Origin of the sequence: Arenibacter latericius DSM 15913 (genome assembly GCF_000424985.1) — a bacterium.
GTDB classification, from domain to species: Bacteria; Bacteroidota; Bacteroidia; order Flavobacteriales; family Flavobacteriaceae; genus Arenibacter; species Arenibacter latericius.
The window spans coordinates 70,162-96,054 of the sequence record NZ_AUKX01000006.1; the positions used below are offsets into that span (position 1 = coordinate 70,162).

Consider the following 25,893-nt stretch of genomic DNA (forward strand, 5'->3'; position numbering starts at 1 on the left):
CCAAATTATTAATTAGTTGTAATCTGTGGGAAGCAAAAATAAACTTAAAAGATTCAAAGAGAACGAAACCTTTGATAACGTAATTCAGCCTACGAGGGAAGAAGTAGTAAGTGGACAATTTCAGCATAAAGGCAAGTGGAATGAGTTTTTCGGAAACAATAATCCTATTGTTTTAGAACTTGGTTGTGGAAAAGGAGAATATACCGTAGGCTTGGCAAAGCAAAATACGGAGAAGAATTTTATAGGAATAGATATAAAAGGAGCTCGATTTTGGCGAGGAGCTAAAACGGCAATTGAAAAGGAAATAAAGAATGCCGCATTTATTCGTTCGCAGATAGAACTTATAGATCAACTTTTTGCAAAAGATGAGGTGTCCGAAATTTGGATTACCTTCCCAGATCCTCAAATTAAATATAAACGCACCAAGCATAGGTTAACCAATGCTCGTTTTTTGGAAAAATATAAGAGTATTTTAAAAGAAGAGGGTACGGTAAATTTAAAGACCGATAGTGAGTTTATGCACGGCTATACCTTAGGGCTCCTGCACGGTAGTGGTTTAGAAGTGCTTTATGCTAATCATGATGTGTATAAGAATGAAGGTAGTCCTAAAGAAGTTCTAGAAATACAAACCTTTTATGAAAAACAGTATTTAGAGAAAGGAAAGCCAATTACCTACATTAAGTTTAGAGTGCAATAGTATATGACGCATATTTTAATTCTTTTCTTTGCCACCTTTTCAGCGGCTTTTATGGCTACAGTGCCACCAGGTTTGCTAAATATGAATGCTGCCAAAATTAGCGTGGAAAAAGGAAAGACCAATGGTATAATTTTTAGTCTTGGCGTCTCTTGCATGATCATGGTCCAAGCCTATATTTCGGTGTTGATTTCCAAATTTCTATTTAATCACCCAGAAATAATAGATTGGTTATTAAAGATCGCACTTGTGGTATTTGCCTTCTTTGCTATCTTCTTTTTTTTAAAGGCTAAGAATAGTGAAGAGCACGACCCTTTAGAGAAGGTAAAAGTAAGTAAGAAAAACAGCTTTTTTAAGGGGGTGTTATTAGCAGCTGTGAACCTGCTGACTATTCCGTATTACAGTGGTCTTAACGCGATGTGGAATGCATCTGGGTGGATTAAATTCCAGTTTAAAGATATTGCAACCTTTATTTTAGCAGCAGGTTTTGGAACATTTACTGTACTGTACTTATACACTATTTATTTTACCAAGTTAGAGGCAAAATCTAACCGCTTCTCTAAAAACTCTAATTACATTCTTAGCGTTTTAATGGCGCTTTTGCTTGTAATTACCCTGATCCGTATTTTATATACCTAATGAAATCCAAAAACGATAACTTTTTTCAAAAAGTGTATGCCGTAGTTAAGAAAATACCATATGGGCGGGTAACTTCTTATGGCGCTATTGCCAAACACTTGGGTATGGCAAGGAGTGCAAGGATGGTAGGATGGGCAATGAACAATGCACATGGTATGGAAGATGTTCCCGCACATCGTGTGGTAAATAGGAAAGGACTGTTAACTGGGAAGCACCATTTTGAAGGAACTAACCTAATGCAGCAGCTGTTAGAGAGTGAGGGGATTAAAATAAAAAGTGATCAAATTTTAGAATTTGAAAATTTCTTTTGGGATCCTTCTAAGGAGCTAAAATAATACCCTCCTTCCATTTTATACCTACCAATTATAGGGGGAAAGATTTTGGTTGCTCTAAGGAGTTACTTTTCAGTTCCATTTTTCCTATTCTCGGTCCTAAGCCTTATCTTTGTAATTTAGAATCAGTTTTAATAAAGACTGTTTAAGAACGTATTAGGATGAAATTGAACAAGAAGGATGTAGTAAAGGCACTGGAGAAAATTACTGTTCCCGGAGAAGGCCAAAATATGGTTGAAAGCGGAGCGCTAAAAAATGTAATGGTTTTTGGCGATGAGGTAGTTGTAGATATAACTATTGCAAATCCCAGTTTGCAAGCCAGAAAGAAAACAGAGGTGGAGATTTTAAAAATTATCCATGCTGAAGTTTACGAAAAGGCCAAGATAAAAGTTAATATAAAAGTAGATGCTCCTGCCAAACCTAAGGTAAATGAAATTAAAGGGAAGGCTATCCCTGGAATAAAGAATATTATTGCTGTAGCATCTGGTAAAGGTGGGGTAGGGAAATCTACCATAACTGCAAATTTAGCTGTTACCCTTGCTAAAATGGGATTTAAAGTAGGGTTGTTGGACGCAGATATTTATGGTCCTTCCATGCCTACTATGTTTGATGTGGTTATGGAAAAGCCTCTAGCGGTAAACGTAGATGGGAAATCTAAGATGAAGCCAGTTGAGAGTTATGGAGTGAAAATTCTGTCTATCGGCTTTTTTACAGAACCTAATCAAGCAGTAATTTGGCGTGGTCCTATGGCAGCAAAAGCGCTTAACCAGATGATATTTGATGCCCATTGGGGAGAGTTAGACTTCTTATTGCTCGATCTTCCACCAGGGACTGGAGATATTCATTTGAGTATTATGCAGGCGTTACCTATTACGGGATCGGTAGTGGTGAGTACGCCACAAGAGGTTGCTTTGGCTGATGCTCGTAAAGGAGTCGCTATGTTCCAACAAGAATCTATAAACGTTCCCGTTCTGGGGATTGTAGAAAATATGGCCTACTTTACTCCTGCAGAGTTGCCAGATAATAAATACTATATATTTGGTAAAGAAGGTGCTAGAAATTTGGCAGCAGATTTAAAAGTACCTTTCTTAGGTGAAATCCCGTTGGTACAAAGTGTTAGAGAAGCTGGAGATATTGGTAGACCAGCAGCAATGCAAACAGCTACCGTTGTTGAAGAGGTTTTTGAGGAGCTTACCAAGAATGTAGTGAGGGAAGTTGTAGGAAGAAATGAAAGCTTACCACCTACCGAAGCAATTAAAATAACTACTATGGCAGGTTGTTCAGCCGTGAAAAAGAAATAACTATGACGTCTATTGAAATAAAGAATAATGTAGAAAAGGCCTTGGAAGAAATTCGTCCTTTTTTGCAGAGTGATGGAGGGGATATTTCCCTTGTCTCCATTGATAACAATACTTCCGTTAAAGTTAGGTTAGAAGGGGCTTGTGCAGGTTGTAATATTAACCAGATGACCCTGAAAACTGGTGTTGAAATGACCATAAAAAAACATGCACCGCAAATACAAGAGGTGATTAATGTGGAGTGATTATCTGATTATTATCATTTATAGATAACACCTCCTTAAATAGCTTTGTAGCTACTTTAAAATTATTTTCCATGATTAAAACAGATATATTAATAATAGGTGCTGGACCTACAGGACTTTTTGCTGTTTTTGAAGCAGGACTTTTGCAGTTAAAGTGCCACCTTATAGATGCCTTGCCACAGCCGGGCGGACAATGTGCTGAGATTTATCCCAAAAAACCTATATATGATATTCCGGGATTCCCAGAAGTATTAGCGGGGGATTTGGTAGATAATTTAATGGAGCAGATAAGACCGTTTCAGCCTACTTTTACTTTAGGGGAACGCGCGAATACTATAGATAAATTAGAAGATGGTACGTTTGTAGTTACTACTAATAAAGGAACTAAACACCATGCTCCTATTGTAGTGATAGCCGGTGGATTAGGTAGCTTTGAGCCTAGAAAACCCTTAATTCCGAATATTAAAAATTACGAAGATAAAGGGGTTTCCTATTTTATAAAAGATCCTGAAATTTATCGCGATAAAAGAGTGCTTATTGCAGGTGGGGGTGATTCTGCCTTGGACTGGAGTATCTATTTAGCGGATGTTGCTTCGGAAGTAACCTTGGTACATAGAAGAAATGAATTTAGAGGAGCATTAGATTCTGTAGAAAAAGTGCAGTCCCTTAAAAACCTAGGTCGTATTAATCTTATTACTCCTGCAGAAGTTGTAGCGCTCAAGGGAGATGGTAAATTAGAATCTGTAGTAATCAACAAATCAGGAGATACTGAAGAAGAAATTATAAAAGAAGTGGATGAGTTTATCCCCTTGTTTGGTCTTTCTCCAAAATTAGGTCCTATAGCGAATTGGGGGCTCGAAATTGAGAAAAATGCCATAAAAGTAGACACTTTTGATTATCAGACTAACATACCAGGTATTTATGCTATTGGAGATGTAAACACCTATCCTGGTAAATTAAAACTGATCTTATGTGGTTTTCATGAGGCAACCCTAATGTGTCAAAGTGCCTACCAACGTATATTTCCAAATAAAAGGTATGTAATGAAGTATACCACAGTAGGAGGAGTCTCTGGGTTTGATGGGACCAAAAGAGAAGCGCCTAAAGCAGTAGTAAAAACAATAGATTAATAAAGGAATACTAAATTATAATTTTATAAAATTCATCATTTCACCAAACATAATGAGCGATATAAAGATTAAGATTAAAGATAGAGAGGGTGTGTTGCACGATGTAGATGCCCCAACGGATATGAACATGAACCTAATGGAAGTAGTACGTTCTTACGAACTGGCTCCAGAAGGAACTATAGGTGTATGTGGGGGGATGGCTATGTGCGCTTCATGTCAGTGTTATGTGGAATCTGATCATACGCTTCCCGAAATGTCGGATGATGAGGATGCTATGCTAGCAGAAGCATTTCACGTTCAAGACAATAGTCGCTTAGGTTGTCAGATTCAAATGACCGAAGATATGGATGGGCTAGAAGTTACTCTAGCGCCTGAAAGCTAAGGGATATAAATTATCTGTAGTATATATTGTAGCAAATGCCTTTTTAGTTTTCTTGATCATTTAAAGAAACTGAAAAGGCATTTGTATTTATATTAAAGTGCTTAGTTATTTTAAATTCTTGCCTGATAGGTGAATAGGTTGTAATACCTGCCTTCTTTGGCAATTAGTTCGTCGTGGGTCCCCCTTTCAGCTATTCTGCCATTTTCTATAACTAAAATTTTATGGGCCTTTCTAATAGTACTCAAACGGTGAGCAATTACAAAGGTGGTTCTTCCTTCTGTAAGCGTGGCCAAACTTTTTTGTATCAATGCCTCGCTCTCGGTATCTAAATTAGAAGTAGCTTCGTCTAATATTAAGATTTTAGGGTCTGCCAATACAGCTCTAGCTATAGCGATACGCTGTCTTTGTCCGCCCGATAATTTTACTCCGCGTTCCCCAATAAGGGTGTCTAGGCCTTTTTCAAATCTATCGGTAAATTCATCTACATAGGCAGCTTTAACTGCTTTTTGTAACTCTTCTTCTGAAGCATTAGGTCTAGGGAACATAATATTTTCTCTAATAGAACCTTCAAACAAAAATTCATCCTGTAAGACCACTCCTAGATTGCTGCGATAGCTATTGAGGTTTACCTTAGAAAGGTCTTTGTTATCAATGGTTATCTTGCCAGATATGGGGTTCAGGAAGCTTGCTGCTAAGCCAGCAATGGTAGATTTACCAGATCCTGAGCTGCCAACAAGAGCTACCACTTCTCCTGAATTCACCATGAAATTTATATCGTGTAAAACTTCCTTATCTTCTTCATAAGCAAAGGAAACGTTCTTGAAGGCTATGTCACCCTTAACATCTTCTAAGATGATAGTCCTTTCCTCTTCCATAGCTTCTGCAGTCATATTCATAAGTTCTTCAGTACGGTCTAGGCCTGCAAGCGCTTCAGTTAGCTGACTTCCTATATTGCTCATTTGAACTATTGGAGCTACCATAAGCGCTAATAAAAAAGTGAATTCTAAAAATTCACCAATGGTAAGTTGATCCATCATTATCTTGTAACCGCCTATTCCCATGATTCCAGTAGATGCAATACCCAATAAAAAAGTAGAGGAGCTGGTCATAAAGGCAGTGGCTGTTAAACTCTTTTTTACATTTTGAAAAAGTCGCTCTACCCCTTCCTCAAATATTTTGTTCTCCTGCTCCTCGGCATTAAAGCCTTTAATAACTCTAATACCCCCTAGAGTTTCAGTCAGCCTTCCTGTTACCTCAGCATTTATTTTTCCCCTATTCCTAAAAATAGGCCTTATGAATTTAAAGGCTCTTTGGGCTATTAATGCAAAAATACCTAGTGGTACTAAAGTAAAAATAGTCATGGAGGGGCTTATAAGAAATAAAAGTACTAGGGCGACCACGGCGGTTAGGGTGCCGCCTACCAATTGTACCAATCCTGTCCCAATAAGATTTCGCACCCCCTCTACATCAGTCATAATTCTAGAGACTAAGGCGCCGGACTTATGGTTATCGAAAAACCGAATGGGAAGGGTGAGAATCTTTTTTTGTACTTGAGCACGTAGTTCAGAAATTAAAAACTGAGCTTGAACACTAAGTATTTTGGTTAGAAGAAAGGATGTGACTGCTTGGACTAGGATGGACACTCCTACGGCAATTACTAGAATTTTTAGGAAATCTAAATCCTTATTTGGGATGATGTCGTCCATTAAATAAGGTAGTGACATTGGGGCAACAAAACTGGCAGCCCTACTAATAACAATTAATAGCAGGCCTATGAAAACCAATTTTCTTCTGGGCCATATAATTGTTTTAAAGGCGGTAAGCACGCTAACTTTTTTTTGGGACATGTATACTGTTTTATTTAAATTTAAAGTAGAATGCAAAAGTAACTAAGTTATTTTCAACATGTTCTAATTTGTTTGGTAGAGCACTTAATAGGAGAAGATTTTTTGATTTAAGTATTATAGTCCCTTAAAAATTACTATTACCTTAGTCTATAAGCTTTTATAACAGTAAGTTTTAAAATTAGCATTATCGGAAATTTACTGCAAATTAGAATTAAGATATGGGTGCCTCATTACCATAAGTCAAGTTTAACTACCTACCTTTTAAAAGAATACCTGTAATAACCAATAATAATCAATATATGAAACTGTTATATTTTTTTCTTTCCTTTTCCTTATTGTCCTTTAAAGTGAATGATGCCAATACGGAAATAAAAGGGTGGAAGACGCAAGCTGAACGGGTGACTATAATACGGGACGATTTTGGTGTGCCGCATATTTATGGTAAAACAGATGCCGATGCTGTTTTTGGACTGATGTATGCACAATGTGAGGACGATTTTAATAGAGTAGAGCAAAATTATATTTGGGCAACGGGTAGACTAGCGGAGGTGGAAGGAGAGGAGGCAATCTACAGTGATCTTAGGGCCAAGATGTTTATGACAAAAGAAGAGGCTATTGCTAACTATGAGTCTAGTCCCAATTGGCTAAAGGACTTATGTAAGGCATTTGCCGATGGCATCAATTATTATTTGCATACCCACCCCGAAGTTAAGCCTAAATTATTGACCCGATTTGAGCCATGGATGCCAATGTATTTTAGTGAAGGCTCTATTGGTGGAGATATTGAGCGGGTGTCTACTAAGAAAATAAAAGCTTTCTATGAAAGTGGAATGGCTATTCCGAAAATGGAAGAATATAAGTTAAAAGAAGAGAAAAAACAGGAAGAACCTCAAGGTTCCAATGGAATAGCGATATCAGGAAAATTAACGGAATCGGGGAATACGCTCCTTTTAATAAACCCACATACCTCTTTTTATTTTAGAGGAGAGGTTCATGTGGTCAGTGAAGAAGGGCTAAACGCTTATGGTGCGGTTACAAGGGGACAGTTTTTTGTTTATCAGGGTTTTAATGAAAAAACTGGGTGGATGCACACCTCTACCTATACAGATATAATGGACGAATTTATGGAGACCATTGTAAAGCAGGACGATGAATTCTATTATGTGTATGGGGAAGAGCTTAGACCAGTAAAAAGAACTGACGTTATCTTAAAATACAAACAAGATGGGGTAATTAAAGAGAAATCGTTTCATACCTACCGTACCCACCACGGTCCTATTACGCATGTGGCAGAAGATCGATGGGTGGCTACTGCTATGATGTGGGCACCTAAGAAAGCATTGGAGCAATCTTTTATTCGTACTAAACAAAATGGCTATAAAGGGTTTAGGGAAATGATGGATATCCGTACCAATTCCTCTAATAATACGGTTTATGCAGATGCTGAAGGGAATATTGCCTATTTTCACGGTAATTTTATTCCAAAAAGAGATACTGCCTTTGATTATACCAATCCTGTGGACGGTAGTGACCCTAGAACTGATTGGAAAGGATTGCATACGGTAGATGAGAATATATTACTATTGAATCCCGAAAATGGATGGCTTCAGAATTGTAATTCCACTCCTTATACTGCAGCAATGGAATTCAGCCCTAAAAAAGAAGATTACCCTAATTATATGTCTATAGATCAGGAGAATTTTAGGGGAGTACATGCAATTAGCTTACTTAAAGATAGGTCTAACTTCACTTTAGATAATTTAATAACCTTGGCTCATGATCCCTATTTGCCCGCTTTTGAAAAGCTCATTCCTGGTTTGGTAGAAGCCTTTGATACAGTAGCTCCCAAAAATGAAGCCTTGAAAGGTCCTATTGAAGTATTGAGGAATTGGGATTTTAAAACCTCCACTGAAGCTGTAGGGATGACCCTTGCTCATTATTACGGTACATTGTATGGTAGAAATGGTGTGCTGCCACACGAAATGAGTGATATGGAAGCTATGGTTTATTTTGGGACTAAGTCCCCATGGTCAGAGCGATTAGAGATTTTTACAGCTGTTGTTTCACAGTTGGAAAATGATTTTGGGACTTGGAATATTCCATGGGGAGAAGTAAATAGATATCAGCGTTTAAATGGCGATATTGAGCAACCGTTTAACGATGAACTTCCTAGTATCCCAATAGGTTACGCTTCGGGCCGTTGGGGTGCCCTAGCAGCTTATGGAGCTAGATATAATAATAACACCAAAAAAATATACGGTACCCGTGGTAATAGTTTTGTGGCTGTAGTAGAATTTGGGGAGAAGGTAAAAGCAAAAAGTATATTGGCAGGCGGACAGAGTGGGGATTCATCTTCTCCACACTTTAATGATCAAGCCATACCATATGCCAAAGCAGAATTTAAAGATGTACCATATTATAAGGAGGATGTGCTAAAAAGGGCGAAAGAAACTTATCATCCAGGAAAGAGAAAACGCTAATTTTAATAGAGGATGCTTCTGAGAGCCTAGGTAATTATTAATCTTTAACCACAATTATAGTGGCCTTAGAACCAGTAGATAAGTTCCATAAATTGGAATGAATCAACTTTCCTTGGTCATCATAAACATTAACTTGAGCGGTATTGGGGCCAGAAGTTCCTTGGTTTAAAGCCTCAAAATCTATTCTATTAAATCCTTTTTTAAGGTCTAGATTAATGCCTTTAAAAGCACCGGTGAGGAAAACGTTGGGTTCTACTACTTCATCATTTAATATGACTCTTATCCGATCTCCATCAACATATTCATGGTCGCGGTACATAACTCCAACAAATTTGCCATTGGTCTTAACATCTCCCAAATACATATCCCCAAAATAAGTAGAAGAGTTCTTACTTTCTTTTTCTCCTACTTTGGGGTCTAATTTTAAATCGTGACCTGCCTGAACAAGGTTTCTAGTAGGAAGCATATTTATTTGTCTCGCCGTTAAAGAATCCCTTAGATTAGTTTTAGGCTTTTTATCAAGAATTGAAGGGATTTTTAATGGGGTGCTTTCTTCTGGCTTATCCATTATGCTCCTATCTCCTTTTATAATTAAAGGCTGAGTACTAGGAAGATCGGTCTGCGCCATTCCCAAAGCGGAAACTAGAAACACGATATAACATAAATATATAATTCTCATAAGGCCAGATCAAGGTTCAGATGACTTACAAAAATATCAAATACCTTGCCAATTGTATTTTAAATAGTTGTTAAATTAAAGATTGTTATATGGTTAGTGTAAGGAGATAGGTCGGTTTAGTTTTTTTTACTCCCACTTATAGTTATTAGCCAATGCTTTGTGGTTTAAAATAGGATGGTTTTAGATGGAAGCGTATCATGTTTTTTAGATAGTAATGAAGATTTTACTTATTATCTGAATGACACTAGAAGGGGGTATCTCCTTTTTGATGGTTCTAGGAGTTTCTTTTCTGTTGGTCTGCATTAAGGTAAATGTAGCTTCCCCTTTGTTTTCTAATTTTTAGCGTTTTTAGATACTTATTTTATTATTTCGTGCTGCTACTTTCCAACTTCCTGTGATAGTGCCTTCAATGGCCGTTAAGACCTCATTGTACTTTGCAACCGTTGGGCAGATATGTTTAGGGATGGCATAGGCAAGATCGCCCACTCTTGGCTGAGATTTTGGCGGACAAGCTACTACCAAATGTTCTTCGCTCTGACTTATTTGCTCGGTGTTATCAATATTTAAAAATTCTACTCGTGGAAAGTTCATTTCTGAGGCCACCCATTTATGGCCAAGATCAAAACATATTTTGCCCATATTAGGCTTGCTAACCACTCTCGTTAAAAGTACAGCCGCAGGAAGAAATTCTAGCTCACTAAAGGAAGTGCCGTAACCGGAATCCCATAATAATGTGGTTCCTGGACTAGTTTCTACGCCTTTCCGAATCGCATGAAAAGGAAAAGTGGGTGAGCCTCCTGCTATAATATTCGGAACCGGAATTTCCGCATTTTCCAATTCCTTTTTTAGGGATAAAACAGCTGCAAAATCCTGATCGCATTCTTTTTTTCTCTCTTTTGGATCTTTGGCTCGGATATGACCGTCATATACATGTAGTCCGCAAGCGTTAACATTCGGATTATGATGTAGCCATTTATAGAGCTCATGAGCAGACTGGTTAGGTAGTATTCCGCTTCTATCCATACCATTATTAATGTCTAACCACAGGGATATTTTTAGGTTCTTTTCTGCAGCCATTTTTGCCATTTCTTTGGCGGTTTCTATATTATCAGTTAATGTGGAAAAATTGGAATCTGGAAAAGTCGCCATCAAGCTAAAAAACCGGGCAATATTGGCTGCAACAGGTTGCATTGCCAAAAGGATGTCCTTGGCGCTGCATTTGCTTAAGAGCTCGGCCTCTGCAATAGTGGCGCATTTAAATTTTTCAATACCATGATTCATTTGCATGTGAATGATTTGGGCAGTCTTATGGGTTTTAATATGAGGCCTTAAATGCTGGGCGCCTCCTGCTATCCTAATCATGGTTTTAATATTCGCTTCTATCCGCTCCGGGTAGACTACTAGAGCAGGTGTATTGATATGATTGGAGTTGGTTATGGTATACCAATCTTTATTGGAGATATATTTTTTACTTTCCATAGATTATATAAATAAACTTAAGATTAAGACACCTAATAGTCCCATTACTCCAACCGTAGTTTCCATAACAGTCCATGTGCGTAGTGTATCATTTACAGATAAATTAAAATACTCTTTAAATAACCAAAATCCACTATCGTTTACATGGGAGAGCATTAGACTGCCCGACCCAATAGCTAATACCATTAGCTCTGGACTGGTCCCAGTGGCAGAAACAAGAGGTAATACAATTCCTGCCGTAGTTAATCCCGCTACAGTAGCTGAACCTACACATACCCTAATAATTGTGGCTACCATCCACCCTAAAATAAGGGGAGATAAGGCAGAGTCTTTTAAAATTTCTGCAATGTATATACTTACCCCACTATCTATTAGGACTTGTTTTAAGGCTCCGGCCCCCGCTATAATAAATAGAATCATGGTAATCCCAGAGATGCCACTACTTACCGAGTTCATAATTTCCGGCATTTTCTTTCCTCTATTTAAGCCTAAGGTATAAATAGCAACTAAGACTGATATGAGCATGGCCACTGCTGGGTTTCCAATAAAATTGATAAAGGGCATAATGGGATTGTCCGCAGTTATAAAGAGATTAGCGAGGGTTGCTAGCATAATTAAAATGATGGGTAATAGTGCCGTAAAAATACTAGTAGCAATCCCAGGCATTTCGGATTCTTTTAAAATACGAGGGTTTACAAATTCTTTTAAGGGAGTGGCTTCAATAGTTTTTATTGTTCGTGAAAATAAGGGGCCCGCAACAATGATAGCAGGAATGGCGATTATTATCCCATACAGGAGGGTTTTTCCAATATCCGCATTAAAAGTGGTGGCTATAGCAGTAGGAGCAGGATGCGGTGGTAAGTACCCGTGGGTAACAGATAATGCAGCTATCATGGGGAGTCCAACGTACAATAACGGAAGCCGAGTGGAAGCAGCAATGGTGAAAATTAAAGGAATCAAGATTACAAAACCTACAGTATAGAACATAGGAATACCCACAATAAAACCTGTAAGTACCAATGCCCACTGTATATTTTTAATTCCAAATTTAGCTATCAATCTGGTGGTAATCTGCTGGGCAGCTCCGCTATCTGCTACTAGTTTGCCTAACATAGCGCCCAATCCTAATATTATTATTAAAAAGCCAAGCGTACTACCCATTCCATCCTGTATGGATTGTATTAGCATTTTCAGTTCCATACCCTGTGCAATTCCTACCGCAAGAGAAACGATAATAAAGGTAATAAAAGCGTTGAGTTTAATTCTGGCGATTAGGATAAAGAGGAGTAGTATCCCAAGGACTACGATTAGTAAAGGCATAGGGTAAATTTAGTGGTGTATATAGGTTTATGCCATTAAATATACTGTTTAATTTATATAAAAATACTGGACCATTCATGAAGTTTCTATTTAAAGTTTGTTAGAAAGTAGTATGTAGGAATTAAATTAAATTGTTCAGGGGAATGGATTCTAAGTGTAAATTAATAGATAAATGTTTTATATTGGGTGGTTTTAATTAGAACCAAGCTTATTGAATTTTAACCACATTCAGCTATCACCATAGAAATCAATATTTATGAATGAAGTAAATACAAATAACAGCCAAAATTCTAATGGACAAACCATTATTGTAAATCAAAAAACCGAATCTAATGGGTTGGGAACAGCGGGTTTTGTACTATCTATTATAGCTCTTGTTGCTGGATGTTTGCCATTTGTAGGGTGGACTGTTTGGTTTTTAGGATTGTTGTTTTCTTTTATAGGAGTTTTTAAACGACCAAGAGGACTTGCTATCGCCGGCTTGGTTATTTCTTTGATAGGATTTTTCCTTTTCCTATTTGTGTTTTCAACCTTGGCTTTGTTCGGAGCACTTGCAGAAGGAATTTAGGGGTTGAGTAAATTTATATTTTATAGGTGGTTTAAAAAGAGTAAGTGAACCTTAAAGAGTAATTATCCTTATATCTAGAAAAGCCAAGATCAACTCGTTTCTTTTGATGTGGTTTTGTAAATAAGTAGGTGCTTCCAATTCCGATAGCCGCACCGGCAAATACATCCCAAAAGTCGTGAAATCCATCTGGCCCCTCAGTTCTACTTACTGCAACTATAGTAGCAAGTAGATAGGCGGGGATACCATAGTTCCACCCATACCTTCGTTGAATAAAGGAGGCTCCGGAAAAGGCAGATGAGGTATGGCCAGAGGGGAACGAGTCATATAGGTCTCTACCCTCGGGTCTTTTCTTTTTAGTCAATTCTTTTAAGGAGTAAGTGAGGGCTAGGGTAGTAGCATAGGAGAAAGCTAGTTTTTTTGTCCCTTGATAATCTTTATGAACTAAAGTCATTATTCCCGCACTGAGAGGTAACGCCAATTGAAGTACATCTCCAGTGTCTTCTAACACATATTCCCATTTTTCATGCCCCCCTTCTGTATCCTGCGCAACCCCAACACTACTTAATAATAGAAAAGCCCATAATAGGGTAGTAGCAGTGAATTTCATTTGGCGCTGTTTGTATAAGTAAGTTAATGAAAATATGTGGTGTATAAAAAATATACAGCTAGGACCTTAAGGTTTGGATAAAGTAATGTTTAGGTTTACATGGGTTTATTTCGTAACTTTAAATATAGCCCCTAATGAAACGGAAAGCTAGCTACTTCCCTTTTTTGACGTCCCCCGTCGATGGAGAATTATTATTAAATCAACCCCGCCCCTTCATCTTGTATTTGTGAATTTAATAGTCTTCATCTAATAGTTACGCTATGGCACCACCATTCATTCTTATCGTCTTAATTGTTTTATTTTTCTTATCTGGGATCCGAATTGTATATGAATATAAGCGGGCCCTAAAATTTAGGTTCGGGAGGTATGTGAATACCTTGCAACCGGGATTTAGGTGGATTATTCCTATAGTAGAGACCATTCAGGTGGTAGATATCCGGGTAATTACTATCAATATAATTTCCCAAGAAGTAATGACCGAAGATAATGTGCCCTGTAGTATAGATGGAGTGGTGTTTTTTAGGATAAATAGTCCAGAAAAAGCTGTTTTAGAAGTAGAGGAATTCCGTTTTGCCATCACCCAATTATCCCAGGCTGCTTTAAGGGATGTCTGTGGGAAAGTGGAATTGGATACTATCTTATCTAAAAGGGAGGAGATGGGAAAAAATATAAAGGCTATTGTGGAGTTGGAAACCAAGGAATGGGGAATAGAAATTATAGATGTTAAAATAAAAGACATCCAATTGCCCGAAAATATGAAACGTATGATGGCTAACCAGGCCGAGGCGGAACGCTCTAGAAGGGCTAGGATTATCCTAGCATTGGCAGAAGAACAGGCTGCTGGAAAATTGCTAGAAGCCGGGAAACTTATAGATCAGTCTCCATCAGCAATTAAATTAAGACTCTATCAGACCCTTTCTAATATAGCGGCAGAGAAAAATTCTACCATTCTCTTTCCTTTCCCAGAAGAGATGATGCCTAGGAACCCTAAAAGTAAATAATGGAATTTTATGCCATTGTTCGCTAAGCTGGACTTATGTTTCTAGACTCCATAAAACTACACTCTTAAAAATACCTTTTGTTTATATAAGAAGTATAGAAACCACACTTTTACTGCAAGTAAGCATAATATCATAACTACGCCACCATAAGGTTCTCCTATGAGTTGATTTAGCCATTGGAACAAGGAGTTTGTAGTGTATTTCCAATCTATAAATTTATCGGACATATAGATCAGGATAGAATTCATGCCTATTATCTTAAAGATAAACGCCCATTTCTTATATCCTTTTATATCAATTATATAGTAGAAAAGTGCCATTAACAGGCTACTTATTCCTCCACACTGTAAAACAAAAGAGCTAGTCCAAAGGTTTTTGTTAATAGGGAATACTAAATTCCATATTTGCGCAGCTATAATTAGAGTTACTCCAATTATGACTAAACGAAGCGCTGTAGCTTTATTTTTATCGGGAGTAGTGGCCTTTAAAAGATTCCCTACATAAATTCCCAAAAGAGCGGTAGAGATCGCAGGAATGGTAGCGAAAATACCTTCTGGATCGTGAATGCCTTTGTACAGTTTTCCGGGCATAAGCAACCTATCTAAATAGGAGACAAAATTACCTTCCATAGTAAGGTCTCCCATTGGAAAACCGGGTGCAGAATTAAATAGCAACAGAAACCAATATCCTATAAGTAGCCCAAAAAACCAAAAAATTTGAGCTCGCTGTTTACTGTAGAGATAAATAATATTCGCAAACATATAGGCAAGTCCAATACGACCTAATACACTGCCAAAGCGAATCTCTTCTATGGGGCGTAGTTGTAGTCCATTGTTGTAAACAATACCTAAGAGCACTAAAACAATTCCTCGTTTAATTACTTTAATCAATAAATCTTTTTTGCTTGCTCCCCTTTCTAACTGCTTGCCAATAGAGTAAGGGGTTGCTACTCCTGCTAGAAATAGGAAAAGCGGAAAAATTATATCGTAAAAGGAAAATCCGTGCCATTGTGGGTGATGGAATTGATGTGATAATTCATTCCAAAATGGGGAATGGGTAATATCTGCCATACGGTGGAATATTGCATCGGCTCCAATAATCCAAAACATATCAAAACCCCTTAGGGCATCTAAAGAGTAAAGGCGTTGGGTAATAGGTGATTTCACAGTTTGTATTGGTTTGGTTGGTGTGTAAATATGGTTGTGTCATTAAAGATATACTTTTTTTGAAATAATTAAAGCGAACTGATAATTATCATATGAAAGGTGGGATTTTATGGTGAAATTAATGATATAAAATTCTTGGGCCATGAAACTTAAAAAGAACCCCAAAGCAGATTTGAACAAAAAAAGCGGACTTTTTTTTGTTATCGGGCTTGTATTGGTTCTTTTTGTAGTTTGGAGAGCCCTAGAATTACGCAGTTACCCAAACGAGAAAGAATCCATAGAAATATTTACTGTTGTCGATGATATTGATGAGGTAGTACCAATTACAGAAACGCTTAAGTTGCCGCCACCGCCTGCACCTCCTGCCGCTCCAGAAATTATTGAGGTTGTAGAAAACGTAGCTGAGATAGAAGAGACCGTTATCCAAAGTACGGAGATTAATCAAGAAACGGTGGTGGAAGAAGCGACCCTAAAAGTGGAAGATGTTGTTGTGGTTGAAGAAGAGGAGGAAGATGTGGAAGTACCATTCGCAGTAATAGAGAATGTGCCGGTATTCCCTGGATGTACTGGTCAAAATAATGAAGCATTAAAAGCATGTTTCCAAAAGAAAATTCAGGAACACATTCAAAAGCACTTCACCTATCCAGATGTTGCAGTAGAGTTGGGGATAGAAGGTAGGGTGTATGTGCAATTTATTATTGATAATACTGGAGAGATTATTCAAATAAAAACTAGGGGCCCAGATAAGTTGTTAGAAAAAGAGGCCAATAGAATTATAGCTGCATTGCCACAGATGGTACCAGGGAAACAACGCGGAAGATCCGTTAAGGTATCATATATTATTCCCATAACTTTTAGACTACAATAATAAAAATATACGGTTTGGATAGTTTTATGTAAAACCTGCAGAAAAGGTTTTCCCTTACGGCATCATTAATAGGCTGATCTTTTTGTAATTTTACGGCCTGATATAAGACTAAGTCTTTATTAAAAGTGGATACATGGAAAAGATGTTGCCTTTACAACATATCATCAGCTTTAATAAGTTGTTGCAGCAATATGAGGATATAGCCAAAGGTTCAGATGAATATTTGGCCAAAAGGGCTAGGTATATTATAGATAAGCAAGCGCCATTCCCAGAACTTAGAGCAGGTTTTACTGAATTATCTCTTTTGGAAAAACATAAAGAGATAATAGATTTGTTGTTACAGGATTCTTTTTCTCCCTTGTTGTCTGATAACGAGATTAAGACAGCATCCTTGCCCTATAGCGATATCATCTTTAATGCTAGTAATCGGTTTAATCGTATTTTAGAGGCTGCAGGTCCAGATTATAAACCTAAGATAACTAATCTAGAGCAAGGAGTTGACTATATTATGGCCTGTGTGGTTATCCTTAATTATTATTATGGTTTTAAACTCGATTTTAAGCGAATTTTTTTCTATAATATACCGGACGCCCAAGGAGTAATGCGTCATTATCGAATTTTGTATAATGCAGAATTTATGGAAATAATTCCCAACGGCACTCCCTTGGAGATTACTCAGGATGATGTTGATGAATTATTGGTAAATATAGACGACTTAGCACTTTGGAAGCAGAAAATACCTCCCAATAGCTTTATAAGCAAAGGCTTTGTAATTTCAAATATGTTTGATGTTACTGCCGAGCATGTTATCTCTGAAATTAAATCGAACTTAATAGTTTGGGATTATAATAGTGGAAACAATTTCTTGAAAGAGGTTGAGGAATCCTTTAAATCCCTTTTCGGTCTCTCTGGATTGAGGTTAGGATTTGTAAAGTACAATGCTAAACTACAGCAATTTGAAAGTGCTTTTTATGAAGGGATAAAAAGCTATCTTTTAAAGAAGAACAACTTAGAAAAATGTAATACCTCGCTGTGTTTAGAAGCCTATGATAAATTGTTGGAGCAGAATAGCATGTTCGTAATTTCCGATGTGGAAAAAGAATATATACGTACCGAAGGAAAGGCACCATTTAAAAATTTATACGATCAAAATATTAAAAGTGCATTGTTTGCACCTATTGCAAAAAAAGGTAAACTAATTGGAGTTTTAGAACTGGTTTCCGATAAAGCAAATGACCTTAATAGTATAAATGGACAAAAGTTAGAGGATATAATGCCCTATATTGTATCTGCCGCACTGCGCTCTATGGAGGAGGAAGAAAATTTAATAGACGCGGTAATTCAGAACGAATGTACCTCGGTGCACCCATCAGTATCTTGGAGATTTGAGGAAGAGGCCAAACGCTTTATTAAAGAGAAATATTTAGGGAACGAGCCCTCCTTTAGGGAAATTGTTTTTAATGATGTGCATCCATTATATGGGCAAATAGATATTAGGAATTCTTCCCAAATAAGGAATGAAGCTATACAGCGTGATCTAACAATCCAACTGTCTGAAATTAAAAATGTACTAACTAAGGTATTGGAGAGTCATAAACTCCCTATTTATGAGGAGCTTATCTTTAGGGTGAATAACTATTTGGCCGATATAAAAGATTCGCTTCATAGTACTAGTGAACAGGATATTTTTGATTTTGTTACCAAAAATATAAATCCTGTATTTGAGTATTTGTCTAATTCTGATGATGAGATAAAGAAGCGCATATCTTTATATAACTCACATATTGATTTGAGCACTGGGACGTATTATGATCATCGTCGTAATTATGATGAGAGCGTTACTTTTATTAATAAAAAGTTGGCTGGAGTTTTAGATAAAAGTCAGGAACAGGCCCAGAAAATGTTTCCTCATTATTTTGAGCGCTATAAAACCGATGGCATAGAACACAATATGTATATTGGAAGTGCTATATCTGCAGAAAAGAATTTTGCCCCAATATTCCTAAGTAATTTGCGTTTATGGCAGTTGCAAATGATGTGCGAATTGGAAAACGCCCATTATAGGTGTAAGCCAGAATTGAAGGTAAAATTGGATGTGGCTTCATTGATTCTGGTGTATAACACCTCACTGTCTATTAGGTTTAGAATGGATGAAAAACGTTTTGATGTGGATGGTACCTATAACGCCCGTTATGAAATTATAAAAAAACGTATAGACAAATCTTTTATAAAAGGTACTCAAGAAAGGCTAACACAATCGGGAAAGCTGGTAATCGTATACGCTCAAAAGCGAGATGAGTCGGAATATCTTAGGTATATAAACTTTCTACGTTCAAAAGGCTATTTTAATTCCGACATTGAGATTGTGGAACTAGAAGGATTGCAAGGTGTATCTGGACTAAAAGCTATCCGTGCCGGGATTTTGTACCGAACAGAGAAGAAAAGCGATAAAACCTATACCTATCAAGACCTAATGAACGAACTTAAAGCATAATCTTCTCCTAGATTATAGTAAAGACATATGGTAATTAAAGGATATAAAGAAAGCAACCACAGATAAGATCATCCCAATCATAAAAATAGTATAGGTCCATCTTAGTAATTTGTATTTCCTGTCTAATACCAAACCTAAAAAGTATAGATCTTTGGTAAGGGAGTTGTATACGTAGTCTTGGTCTTTAATCATTTCCTGAATGGCCCATTCAAAATCTTGAAGCTCCATCTTATGGAAATTTCCAAAAAATAATAGGTTTACCTTTTTTTGTTTTACATCTTCCTTGGTGAATTCTCCTCTAGTGATATTGGGTCTTGTGGCCATAATAGACATAATCATAGATACCACGCTAAAGAGAATAAAGATAGATGTTGGATAGATAAGAAACTCGTTCTTAGGACTATCCATTTTTGGAATTAGGTTGGTAAGTAAAAGAGAGATGATGATTGCATTTACAGAAAGAAGAATGTTGGCTTTTGTGTCGGCTATATCACTTAATTTTAAATGATTTTGCATAGCAACTCGAAACATAGTTTGAATGCCTCGTTCGGGGCTTTCATTTTTTAATTTAACTTTTAACTTCTCTTTGCTAGCTGTACGTTTATGCTTAGCCTCCCTTTTAATCAGTTTATTAAGATTCTTAGTTTTAGTTTCTTGCCACTGCTTTTTTGCATGGCCAGTATAAAATCTATGCTCCTTACCCAACATCTTTATGTTTTCTTGGTCCCACTCTTGGGGGGTGAATTCAGCAATTCCAAGAAGGAATAGTTCTTCCCTAAGTAATTCAGACGTTTCTGCATAATTACTGCTTCCCAGATGGGAAGTGTCTGCGTCTTTAATTATATCTTCGGATAAGTTGGTAGGAGTATGGTGCCTATTGGTGGCCATAATGAGCTGTTGCACCTGTTGAATATCATGAGAGGAATAGTTCTTTTCAGCAAGAAATTTGGATGCAATGGCAGCGCTTTTCTTTTCGTGATTTTCATAACCTTGGGTATATCCCGTGTCATGTAACCAAGCAGCCAAAGTAATTATTTCGTTTTCTTTTTCATCCAAATCATAAGCTTCCAATAATTCTTTAGTAATTTTGACTACTCTTTGGGTGTGGCGAAGATTATGGTATAAATAGTTGGCATTTAGTTGTGTTGTCAATAACTCAACAACAAAATCTTCGGTATCTTTAATTATATCTGGCATTCGTTATTTTTATAACTCACAAATTACAAAATTAAATTATCTATTTTATTTCGATGAACAAACTTATTTCAGTTTTCAGCTTGTTGTTATTTTTTTCGAGTTGCGCAACTTACGAATCAAAGTATAGCTTAGATAATAAGGATGTTAGGGATGTGCCTACCAACAAGGAAATTGCTCATACGTTCTATTTAATCGGAGATGCGGGATTGTCACCAATGGAGGGAATGAATCCTGCCCTTAAAACGTTTAAGACCAAGTTAAATAAGGCATCTAAAAATAGTACCGCTATTTTTTTAGGAGATAATATTTATCCTGCTGGGCTACCAGACCCTGACGAATCTAAACAAGCTTATTTGGAAGCTATAAATCATTTGGATGCGCAGTTAGCGTCCTTATCCGAATTTAAGGGGAATTCTATTTTTATCCCAGGAAATCACGATTGGTATAGCGATGGATTAAAAGGCTTGGAAAGACAGCAAGATTACATCCAAGAAAAGTTGGATAGTAAAGATGTGTTTTTCCCGGAGGATGGTTGTCCTATAGAAAAAATAGATATAGATGATAATATTGTACTAATCGCTATTGACTCGGAGTGGTATCTTACCAATTGGGATAGGCACCCTACAATAAACGATGAGTGTGAGATAAAGGATAGAGAGACATTCTTTGAGGAAATAGAAAGTCTAATCAAAAAAAATAGGGGAAAGACTACCCTATTGGCACTCCACCATCCTTTGTTTACATATGGTTCTCACGGAGGACAATTTTCCTTTAAAGAAAATTTGAATCCCGCAGGAAAGGGCTTCCCCTTTCCTATTTTAAGCTCTATTTTTAATCTGTTAAGAAAAACAAGTGGGGCTTCTATTACAGACCTGCAGAATAAACGGTATCGAGAACTGAAAAATCGACTGATTACTTTGGCGCAATTTTCAGATAAAGTGATTTTAGCTTCTGGTCATGAACATTCCCTTCAGTATATTGTTGAGGATAACACTCCCCAGATTGTAAGTGGTTCTGGAGCTAAAGAAGGTACCACAAGATTATTGAATGGCTCTATGTTTTCTACGGGAAGAATGGGTTTTGCACAATTGATAGTATATGTAGACGGCTCCTCTGAGGTAAAGTATTATGGAGTTGGTCAAAATAATGAAGCAGAATTTCTTTTTGCCACACAAGTGTTGCCACCAGATAGGAATAAAGACTATATATTTCATAGTGTAGATTTTCCGAAGGAAGTAAAGGCATCGGTTTATACTGAAGATGAAATCGATAAAAATGGATTTTTTAAAACTGTTTGGGGTGACCGCTACCGAAAGTATTATGCCATTGAAGTTACTGCTCCCACTATAAATTTAGACACCCTGTATGGGGGAGTAAAACCGGTTAGAAAAGGAGGGGGAAACCAATCTAAATCGTTGCGATTAGCCGATAGTTCTGGAAAAGAATATGTGATGAGGGCTGTTAAAAAAAGTGCTGAGGTATATCTACAAGCGATGGCCTTTAAGGAGAAGTATGTGATGGGTGAGTTTAAGGATACCTATACTGAAGGCTTATTAATGGATTTTTATACGGGTGCCTTCCCCTACGGTCTTCTTACCGTGAGTACACTTTCCAATGCAGTAGATGTGTATCATCCCATCCCTACATTGTACTATATTCCTAAGCAATCTGCCTTGGAGGAGTTTAATGAGGAATTTGGTGGTGAACTTTACATGCTAGAAGAGCATGTAGGTGATGGGCATGGAGAAAAGGAGAACTTTGGTTATGCCAATAAGATTGAAAGTACTACGGATATGCTAGATAAGATTAGACGTGATGAAAAGTATGAAGTAGATACCGATAGATACTTAAGAGCACGTTTGTTTGATATGGTCTTAGGGGATTGGGACAGGCATGATGATCAATGGCGTTGGGGAGAAGTTAAAGATAAGAAATCAGGAAAGATTATTTTTAAAGCAATTCCTAGAGATCGTGATCAAGTGTATTCCATTTGGGGAGATGGAGCCCTAATGGGCGTGGCGACCAGAATAATACCAGGCCTAAAAATGATGGAGGGATTTAATAATGATATTAGAAATATTGAAGCCTTTAATAAAAGTGCTTATGCGCTAGATATGACATTGTTGTCTCAAACAACAAAGGTAGATTGGGAACGGCAAGTAGCAATTATTCAAGAAAACCTTACTCCAGAAATTATAGACGAAGCGTTTACAAATATTCCTAAAGAAGTTTTGGACGATGATATATTAAATCTTAAAAGCATTCTTTTATCACGAATACAAAACTTATCTAAGAATGCAGATGATTATTATAAATACCTCAATAAGTTCGTTATCATAAAAGGTACCGACAAGGATGATTGGTTCGAAATTAATAACCTGTCCAAAAATGAAGTTGAAATTAAAGCTTATCGCAATATAAAAGGTGAAAAGGAAAAATTGTTTTTTCAAAAGACCTTCAATAGAGATATAACAAAGGAAATATGGGTGTATGGGCTAGATGATACCGATATTTTTGAAGTTCGTGGCAGTAATAATAATCGGATTAAGGTTCGACTTATCGGCGGTCAAAATAATGATACCTACGATATATCCGGAGGAAGAAATATCTGGATTTATGACTATAAGACTAAAAAGAATACGGTAGATAAGATTGATGTAGCTAAGCTTAGGCTTACGAACGATTATGAAACCAACACCTTTATACCCTTAAAAACAAGGAACAGTACCCAACAATTTATACCTACAATAGGGTATAATCCTGATGATGGTGTTAAGCTTGGCGTTAGTGCTACAAATACCTTTTATGGATTTAGAAAGAATCCTTTTACTCATCAACAAAATTTTAACGCTGCTTATTATTTTGCTACTAATGGGTTTGAATTTGGCTATAATGGCGAGTTTGCCCATGTCTTTAATAATTGGAACTTAGAGTTGGCTGCCCGTTTTACTAGTCCTAACTTCAGTATTAATTTCTTTGGAATTGGCAACGAAACCGAGAATTTTGATGACACCTTAGGGATGGATTATAACAGGGTAAGAATAGAACAATTTAGATTTTCCCCCTCTTTGGTATGGCGTGGACATTTGGGGGCAAAATTTATGGCAGGTCTTTCCCTAGAAAGTTTGGAAGTAGAAGAAACGGTAGATAGGTTTGTAAATACTTTTTATCAAGCTAATGGAGAGGAGAATAGAAACAGTTTTCTGGGAGTGAATGCAGCTTATTCCTTTGAGAGTCTAGACAATAATGCTTTTCCAACTATGGGAATGTCTACTGAGCTGCTTGTTGGATATAAGACTAGTTTAGCGAATAGAGATCAACATTACGCCTATATTGTCCCTAGTCTAGCTTTTAATTATAAGTTAGTGGCAGATGGAAGATTGGTCTTGGCAACCAAATGGAAGGCGCATTTTAATCTGGGTGAGGAATATGAGTTTTATCAAGCTGCTAGCTTAGGTGGAACTGATGGCCTTAGAGGATATAGAAATCAGCGATTTACTGGAAAAACCAGTTATTATCAAAATACCGATCTAAGATATAGTCTAAAAGAATTAAAGACAGGATTGCTACCTGTTACTATAGGTGTTTATGGTGGATTTGATTATGGTAGAGTTTGGACCTCAGGTGAAAACTCAGATTTATGGCATACCTCTTATGGGGGAGGTTTTTTCTTTAATGGAGTTGATGTGCTAACAGCAAGACTCGCCCTATTTGCCTCAGAAGAAGGAGGCCGATTCACATTTGGAGTAGGTTTTGGATTTTAATAGGGTTGAATGTTGAAGGTGTTTAAATAAGGGTGATAAAAATATATTAATGACCTAGTATATTTTTATCACCTTATTTATAGATAAAGGACTACGCCTGATTGATTATTAAAGGTTATTGTTTATTTGATGCAAGTTCATTGGGCTTGGTCATAGATAGTTTGTCCACAACAAAATTCCCTAAATCTTTACCTTGCTTAATCCCTAATTCAATGGCGCTCCTGTAGTGTATTCCTCCGTACAATCTACTCATAGCGGCTTCTTCTGCCGCATGCTTAAATGAATTAAAGCTTCTAATGGGGAGTCCATACGGTACTTCAGTATCATCATCAAATGAAAAATCATCTCCGAAGATTTCGGTTAGTGCAATGGACGCAGCTCCTGAAACAACAGAGTGACCACTGGTGTACTCTGGAAATGGAGGTGTTTGCAATATTGGTAGCCAATTCTCATCTAAATATTGATTGATTAACGTTTCTGGACGGATGAGATTGCTACGGTATTTTTCATCCCAACAACTGATAAAAGCATCGGCAATGGCAATTGAGGTTTTAGTATAAGCATATATAGTTTTAGCAAAATCCGACTCTGCTTTCTTGCTTGCAATTTTAGTAATACCCATCCAATGTGCCCCAGGAGATATTTTCTTGGTCGCAAACATCAGATGCCCCCTTGTAACCGATACATAGGGATTGCAATCCCAAAATTTTGCCATTGCAATTTCCTCGGAATCGTCACCTTTTGCGGTTATCTCTTTGCTAATTTCATATACCTCCACAACTTCTTTGTAAAATTCCGAATCCTTTTCCATAGAGAATGGTGGTGGAGAAGAAGGAGTGAACTGATTGGCGGAGTCCAACACAAAGGGCCTAATCTTACCCCAGTGAGGCTCAATTCCGTCCATATAACCAGGCGGGGTAGGTTGCCATCGGGAAGGGTCGTCTGTATCTACCGTAAATTTTTGCATGGTCCGTGTCTGATTGTAATTGTCCTTACTCATCCACTGGGCAATATGCTCGCTTACTTGAAGTCCATAATCCTTTGAAGCATTAAATAATTTAGGGTTCTTCTTATTCCATTTTTGATACAGGCTGTCCCTAAAGGTTACGAGGGTCTCTTCTGAAAAAATCAACCTTCTTCCCAGCTCCATATGGGCTATTAAAGCAGACAGTTCGTAATTTATAGTTGCTTCTGCTGCGGGTTGGGGAATAGGGGTTAAGTCGGTTACTTGTCCTGCTAAAGAGGTATAGTCCTCGTTGTTGAGTGCCATAATCTCGTAAGCAGCAATATTTGGATACGCAAAGATTCTACTGGCCACTGGCGGAGAGAAGATATCGTGTACCATAATGTCTGTTACCTTCTGTATAGACTGATGTAGGTCTTCGGTGCTTACTATTATAGGTTCAGAATTATCATTACAGCCAAGGAGGTAAAATACTATAATAATATAAGTAAGTTTTTTCATAGATATATTTTTCAACTAGTTCTCTTGGGTAGCAATATTGTATTAGGTTATAAATTTAGGATGATTAAAATCTACCCAACCTAGCCTATCAAAAATACATCATTTTTATAAATAATGACCACTGTAGATTTTGGAGGTAGATTTATCAAGTACAACTAATGAATTATATATACTTGTGTTCTCTCTTTTATGCATCAGCAATTCTTTCTATTATACTTGCTTATCTAGTTCAAACAGG

Annotated in this window: 21 protein-coding genes; 13 read left to right on the forward strand and 8 right to left on the reverse strand. The window is 37.1% G+C overall.

The window, feature by feature from the left end; translation table 11 throughout:
- Positions 1-25: 25 nt before the first annotated feature.
- The 7 genes from trmB (at position 26) to H344_RS0104170 (ending at position 4,720) form a co-directional block, all read left to right on the forward strand.
- The gene (gene trmB / locus H344_RS0104140; protein ID WP_026809139.1) at positions 26-697 is read left to right on the forward strand and encodes a tRNA (guanosine(46)-N7)-methyltransferase TrmB; all 672 of its coding nucleotides are present in this window, start codon (positions 26-28) and stop codon (positions 695-697) included.
- A gap of 3 nt (positions 698-700) precedes the next feature.
- The gene (locus tag H344_RS0104145) at positions 701-1,333 is read left to right on the forward strand and encodes a LysE family transporter (RefSeq protein ID WP_026809140.1); all 633 of its coding nucleotides are present in this window, start codon (positions 701-703) and stop codon (positions 1,331-1,333) included.
- The gene (locus H344_RS0104150) at positions 1,333-1,668 is read left to right on the forward strand and encodes an MGMT family protein (RefSeq protein WP_026809141.1); all 336 of its coding nucleotides are present in this window, start codon (positions 1,333-1,335) and stop codon (positions 1,666-1,668) included. The genes H344_RS0104145 and H344_RS0104150 overlap by 1 nt, the downstream gene beginning before the upstream one ends.
- Before the next feature lie 158 nt (positions 1,669-1,826).
- Positions 1,827-2,966 carry an Mrp/NBP35 family ATP-binding protein gene (locus tag H344_RS0104155; RefSeq protein WP_026809142.1) on the forward strand — a complete coding sequence of 380 codons (1,140 nt, stop codon included), beginning with the start codon at positions 1,827-1,829 and terminating at the stop codon, positions 2,964-2,966.
- A gap of 2 nt (positions 2,967-2,968) precedes the next feature.
- Entirely contained in the window at positions 2,969-3,208 is a 240-nt protein-coding gene (locus H344_RS0104160) for a NifU family protein (RefSeq protein WP_026809143.1), read from the forward strand.
- Between the two features lie 71 nt (positions 3,209-3,279).
- On the forward strand, positions 3,280-4,338 hold the full coding sequence (locus H344_RS0104165; RefSeq protein ID WP_026809144.1) for an NAD(P)/FAD-dependent oxidoreductase: 1,059 nt from the start codon (positions 3,280-3,282) through the stop codon (positions 4,336-4,338).
- Between the two features lie 52 nt (positions 4,339-4,390).
- Entirely contained in the window at positions 4,391-4,720 is a 330-nt protein-coding gene (locus tag H344_RS0104170; protein WP_026809145.1) for a 2Fe-2S iron-sulfur cluster-binding protein, read from the forward strand.
- Between the two features lie 110 nt (positions 4,721-4,830).
- Here H344_RS0104170 and H344_RS0104175 read toward each other — a convergent pair whose 3' ends face one another.
- The gene (locus tag H344_RS0104175) at positions 4,831-6,567 is read right to left on the reverse strand and encodes an ABC transporter ATP-binding protein (RefSeq protein WP_026809146.1); all 1,737 of its coding nucleotides are present in this window, start codon (positions 6,565-6,567) and stop codon (positions 4,831-4,833) included.
- 299 nt (positions 6,568-6,866) lie between these two features.
- Between H344_RS0104175 and H344_RS0104180 the strand changes: the two genes are divergently transcribed.
- Positions 6,867-9,047, forward strand: coding sequence for an acylase (locus H344_RS0104180; protein ID WP_034256125.1), 2,181 nt, complete (start codon positions 6,867-6,869; stop codon positions 9,045-9,047).
- A gap of 37 nt (positions 9,048-9,084) precedes the next feature.
- Here the strand turns inward: H344_RS0104180 and H344_RS0104185 are convergent, their stop codons facing one another.
- The 3 genes from H344_RS0104185 to H344_RS0104195 all read right to left on the reverse strand — a co-directional run bounded on the left by H344_RS0104185 (position 9,085) and on the right by H344_RS0104195 (position 12,525).
- Positions 9,085-9,726 carry a hypothetical protein gene (locus tag H344_RS0104185; protein WP_026809148.1) on the reverse strand — a complete coding sequence of 214 codons (642 nt, stop codon included), beginning with the start codon at positions 9,724-9,726 and terminating at the stop codon, positions 9,085-9,087.
- Positions 9,727-10,074: 348 nt separating this feature from the next.
- Complete coding sequence (locus tag H344_RS0104190) at positions 10,075-11,205, reverse strand: D-TA family PLP-dependent enzyme (protein WP_026809149.1); 1,131 nt, start codon at positions 11,203-11,205, stop codon at positions 10,075-10,077.
- 3 nt (positions 11,206-11,208) lie between these two features.
- Positions 11,209-12,525: a gluconate:H+ symporter gene (locus H344_RS0104195; protein WP_026809150.1), complete on the reverse strand. Its 1,317-nt coding sequence runs from the start codon at positions 12,523-12,525 to the stop codon at positions 11,209-11,211.
- A 256-nt stretch (positions 12,526-12,781) separates the two neighbouring features.
- Between H344_RS0104195 and H344_RS0104200 the strand changes: the two genes are divergently transcribed.
- A complete protein-coding gene (locus H344_RS0104200; protein ID WP_026809151.1) occupies positions 12,782-13,093 on the forward strand; it encodes a hypothetical protein in 312 nt (103 codons plus the stop codon).
- A 31-nt stretch (positions 13,094-13,124) separates the two neighbouring features.
- Here the strand turns inward: H344_RS0104200 and H344_RS19695 are convergent, their stop codons facing one another.
- A complete protein-coding gene (locus tag H344_RS19695; protein WP_051254099.1) occupies positions 13,125-13,700 on the reverse strand; it encodes a phosphatase PAP2 family protein in 576 nt (191 codons plus the stop codon).
- Between the two features lie 260 nt (positions 13,701-13,960).
- Here H344_RS19695 and H344_RS0104210 point away from each other — a divergent pair, with 260 nt between their 5' ends.
- Complete coding sequence (locus tag H344_RS0104210) at positions 13,961-14,701, forward strand: slipin family protein (protein ID WP_026809152.1); 741 nt, start codon at positions 13,961-13,963, stop codon at positions 14,699-14,701.
- Positions 14,702-14,757: 56 nt separating this feature from the next.
- Here H344_RS0104210 and H344_RS0104215 read toward each other — a convergent pair whose 3' ends face one another.
- The gene (locus H344_RS0104215; RefSeq protein ID WP_026809153.1) at positions 14,758-15,867 is read right to left on the reverse strand and encodes an acyltransferase family protein; all 1,110 of its coding nucleotides are present in this window, start codon (positions 15,865-15,867) and stop codon (positions 14,758-14,760) included.
- Positions 15,868-16,009: 142 nt separating this feature from the next.
- Between H344_RS0104215 and H344_RS0104220 the strand changes: the two genes are divergently transcribed.
- Together H344_RS0104220 and H344_RS0104225 are read left to right on the forward strand one after the other, a co-directional pair.
- Positions 16,010-16,735: an energy transducer TonB gene (locus tag H344_RS0104220; protein WP_026809154.1), complete on the forward strand. Its 726-nt coding sequence runs from the start codon at positions 16,010-16,012 to the stop codon at positions 16,733-16,735.
- 133 nt (positions 16,736-16,868) lie between these two features.
- Positions 16,869-19,229, forward strand: coding sequence for a GAF domain-containing protein (locus H344_RS0104225; protein ID WP_026809155.1), 2,361 nt, complete (start codon positions 16,869-16,871; stop codon positions 19,227-19,229).
- A gap of 12 nt (positions 19,230-19,241) precedes the next feature.
- On the opposite strand, the gene H344_RS0104230 is transcribed toward H344_RS0104225, so the two are convergent.
- Complete coding sequence (locus tag H344_RS0104230; protein WP_026809156.1) at positions 19,242-20,426, reverse strand: Pycsar system effector family protein; 1,185 nt, start codon at positions 20,424-20,426, stop codon at positions 19,242-19,244.
- A gap of 53 nt (positions 20,427-20,479) precedes the next feature.
- On the opposite strand from H344_RS0104230, the gene H344_RS0104235 reads away from it, so the two are divergent.
- The gene (locus tag H344_RS0104235; RefSeq protein WP_026809157.1) at positions 20,480-24,190 is read left to right on the forward strand and encodes a metallophosphoesterase; all 3,711 of its coding nucleotides are present in this window, start codon (positions 20,480-20,482) and stop codon (positions 24,188-24,190) included.
- 115 nt (positions 24,191-24,305) lie between these two features.
- On the opposite strand, the gene H344_RS0104240 is transcribed toward H344_RS0104235, so the two are convergent.
- Positions 24,306-25,655: a vanadium-dependent haloperoxidase gene (locus H344_RS0104240; RefSeq protein ID WP_026809158.1), complete on the reverse strand. Its 1,350-nt coding sequence runs from the start codon at positions 25,653-25,655 to the stop codon at positions 24,306-24,308.
- Between the last annotated feature and the right edge of the window lie 238 nt (positions 25,656-25,893).

Bases quoted from the DNA above. Each gene is read 5' to 3' on its own strand.
- H344_RS0104155 (WP_026809142.1), top strand. From the start codon at position 1,827: ATGAAATTGAACAAGAAGGATGTAGTAAAGGCACTGGAGAAAATTACT.
- H344_RS0104165 (WP_026809144.1), top strand. From the start codon at position 3,280: ATGATTAAAACAGATATATTAATAATAGGTGCTGGACCTACAGGACTT.
- H344_RS0104180 (WP_034256125.1), top strand. From the start codon at position 6,867: ATGAAACTGTTATATTTTTTTCTTTCCTTTTCCTTATTGTCCTTTAAA.
- H344_RS0104225 (WP_026809155.1), top strand. From the start codon at position 16,869: ATGGAAAAGATGTTGCCTTTACAACATATCATCAGCTTTAATAAGTTG.
- H344_RS0104190 (WP_026809149.1), bottom strand. From the start codon at position 11,205: ATGGAAAGTAAAAAATATATCTCCAATAAAGATTGGTATACCATAACC.
- H344_RS0104175 (WP_026809146.1), bottom strand. From the start codon at position 6,567: ATGTCCCAAAAAAAAGTTAGCGTGCTTACCGCCTTTAAAACAATTATA.
- H344_RS0104210 (WP_026809152.1), top strand. From the start codon at position 13,961: ATGGCACCACCATTCATTCTTATCGTCTTAATTGTTTTATTTTTCTTA.
- H344_RS0104145 (WP_026809140.1), top strand. From the start codon at position 701: ATGACGCATATTTTAATTCTTTTCTTTGCCACCTTTTCAGCGGCTTTT.
- H344_RS0104185 (WP_026809148.1), bottom strand. From the start codon at position 9,726: ATGAGAATTATATATTTATGTTATATCGTGTTTCTAGTTTCCGCTTTG.
- H344_RS0104240 (WP_026809158.1), bottom strand. From the start codon at position 25,655: ATGAAAAAACTTACTTATATTATTATAGTATTTTACCTCCTTGGCTGT.
- H344_RS0104160 (WP_026809143.1), top strand. From the start codon at position 2,969: ATGACGTCTATTGAAATAAAGAATAATGTAGAAAAGGCCTTGGAAGAA.
- H344_RS0104220 (WP_026809154.1), top strand. From the start codon at position 16,010: ATGAAACTTAAAAAGAACCCCAAAGCAGATTTGAACAAAAAAAGCGGA.
- H344_RS0104170 (WP_026809145.1), top strand. From the start codon at position 4,391: ATGAGCGATATAAAGATTAAGATTAAAGATAGAGAGGGTGTGTTGCAC.
- H344_RS0104200 (WP_026809151.1), top strand. From the start codon at position 12,782: ATGAATGAAGTAAATACAAATAACAGCCAAAATTCTAATGGACAAACC.
- H344_RS0104235 (WP_026809157.1), top strand. From the start codon at position 20,480: ATGAACAAACTTATTTCAGTTTTCAGCTTGTTGTTATTTTTTTCGAGT.
- H344_RS0104195 (WP_026809150.1), bottom strand. From the start codon at position 12,525: ATGCCTTTACTAATCGTAGTCCTTGGGATACTACTCCTCTTTATCCTA.
- H344_RS0104150 (WP_026809141.1), top strand. From the start codon at position 1,333: ATGAAATCCAAAAACGATAACTTTTTTCAAAAAGTGTATGCCGTAGTT.
- H344_RS0104230 (WP_026809156.1), bottom strand. From the start codon at position 20,426: ATGCCAGATATAATTAAAGATACCGAAGATTTTGTTGTTGAGTTATTG.
- H344_RS19695 (WP_051254099.1), bottom strand. From the start codon at position 13,700: ATGAAATTCACTGCTACTACCCTATTATGGGCTTTTCTATTATTAAGT.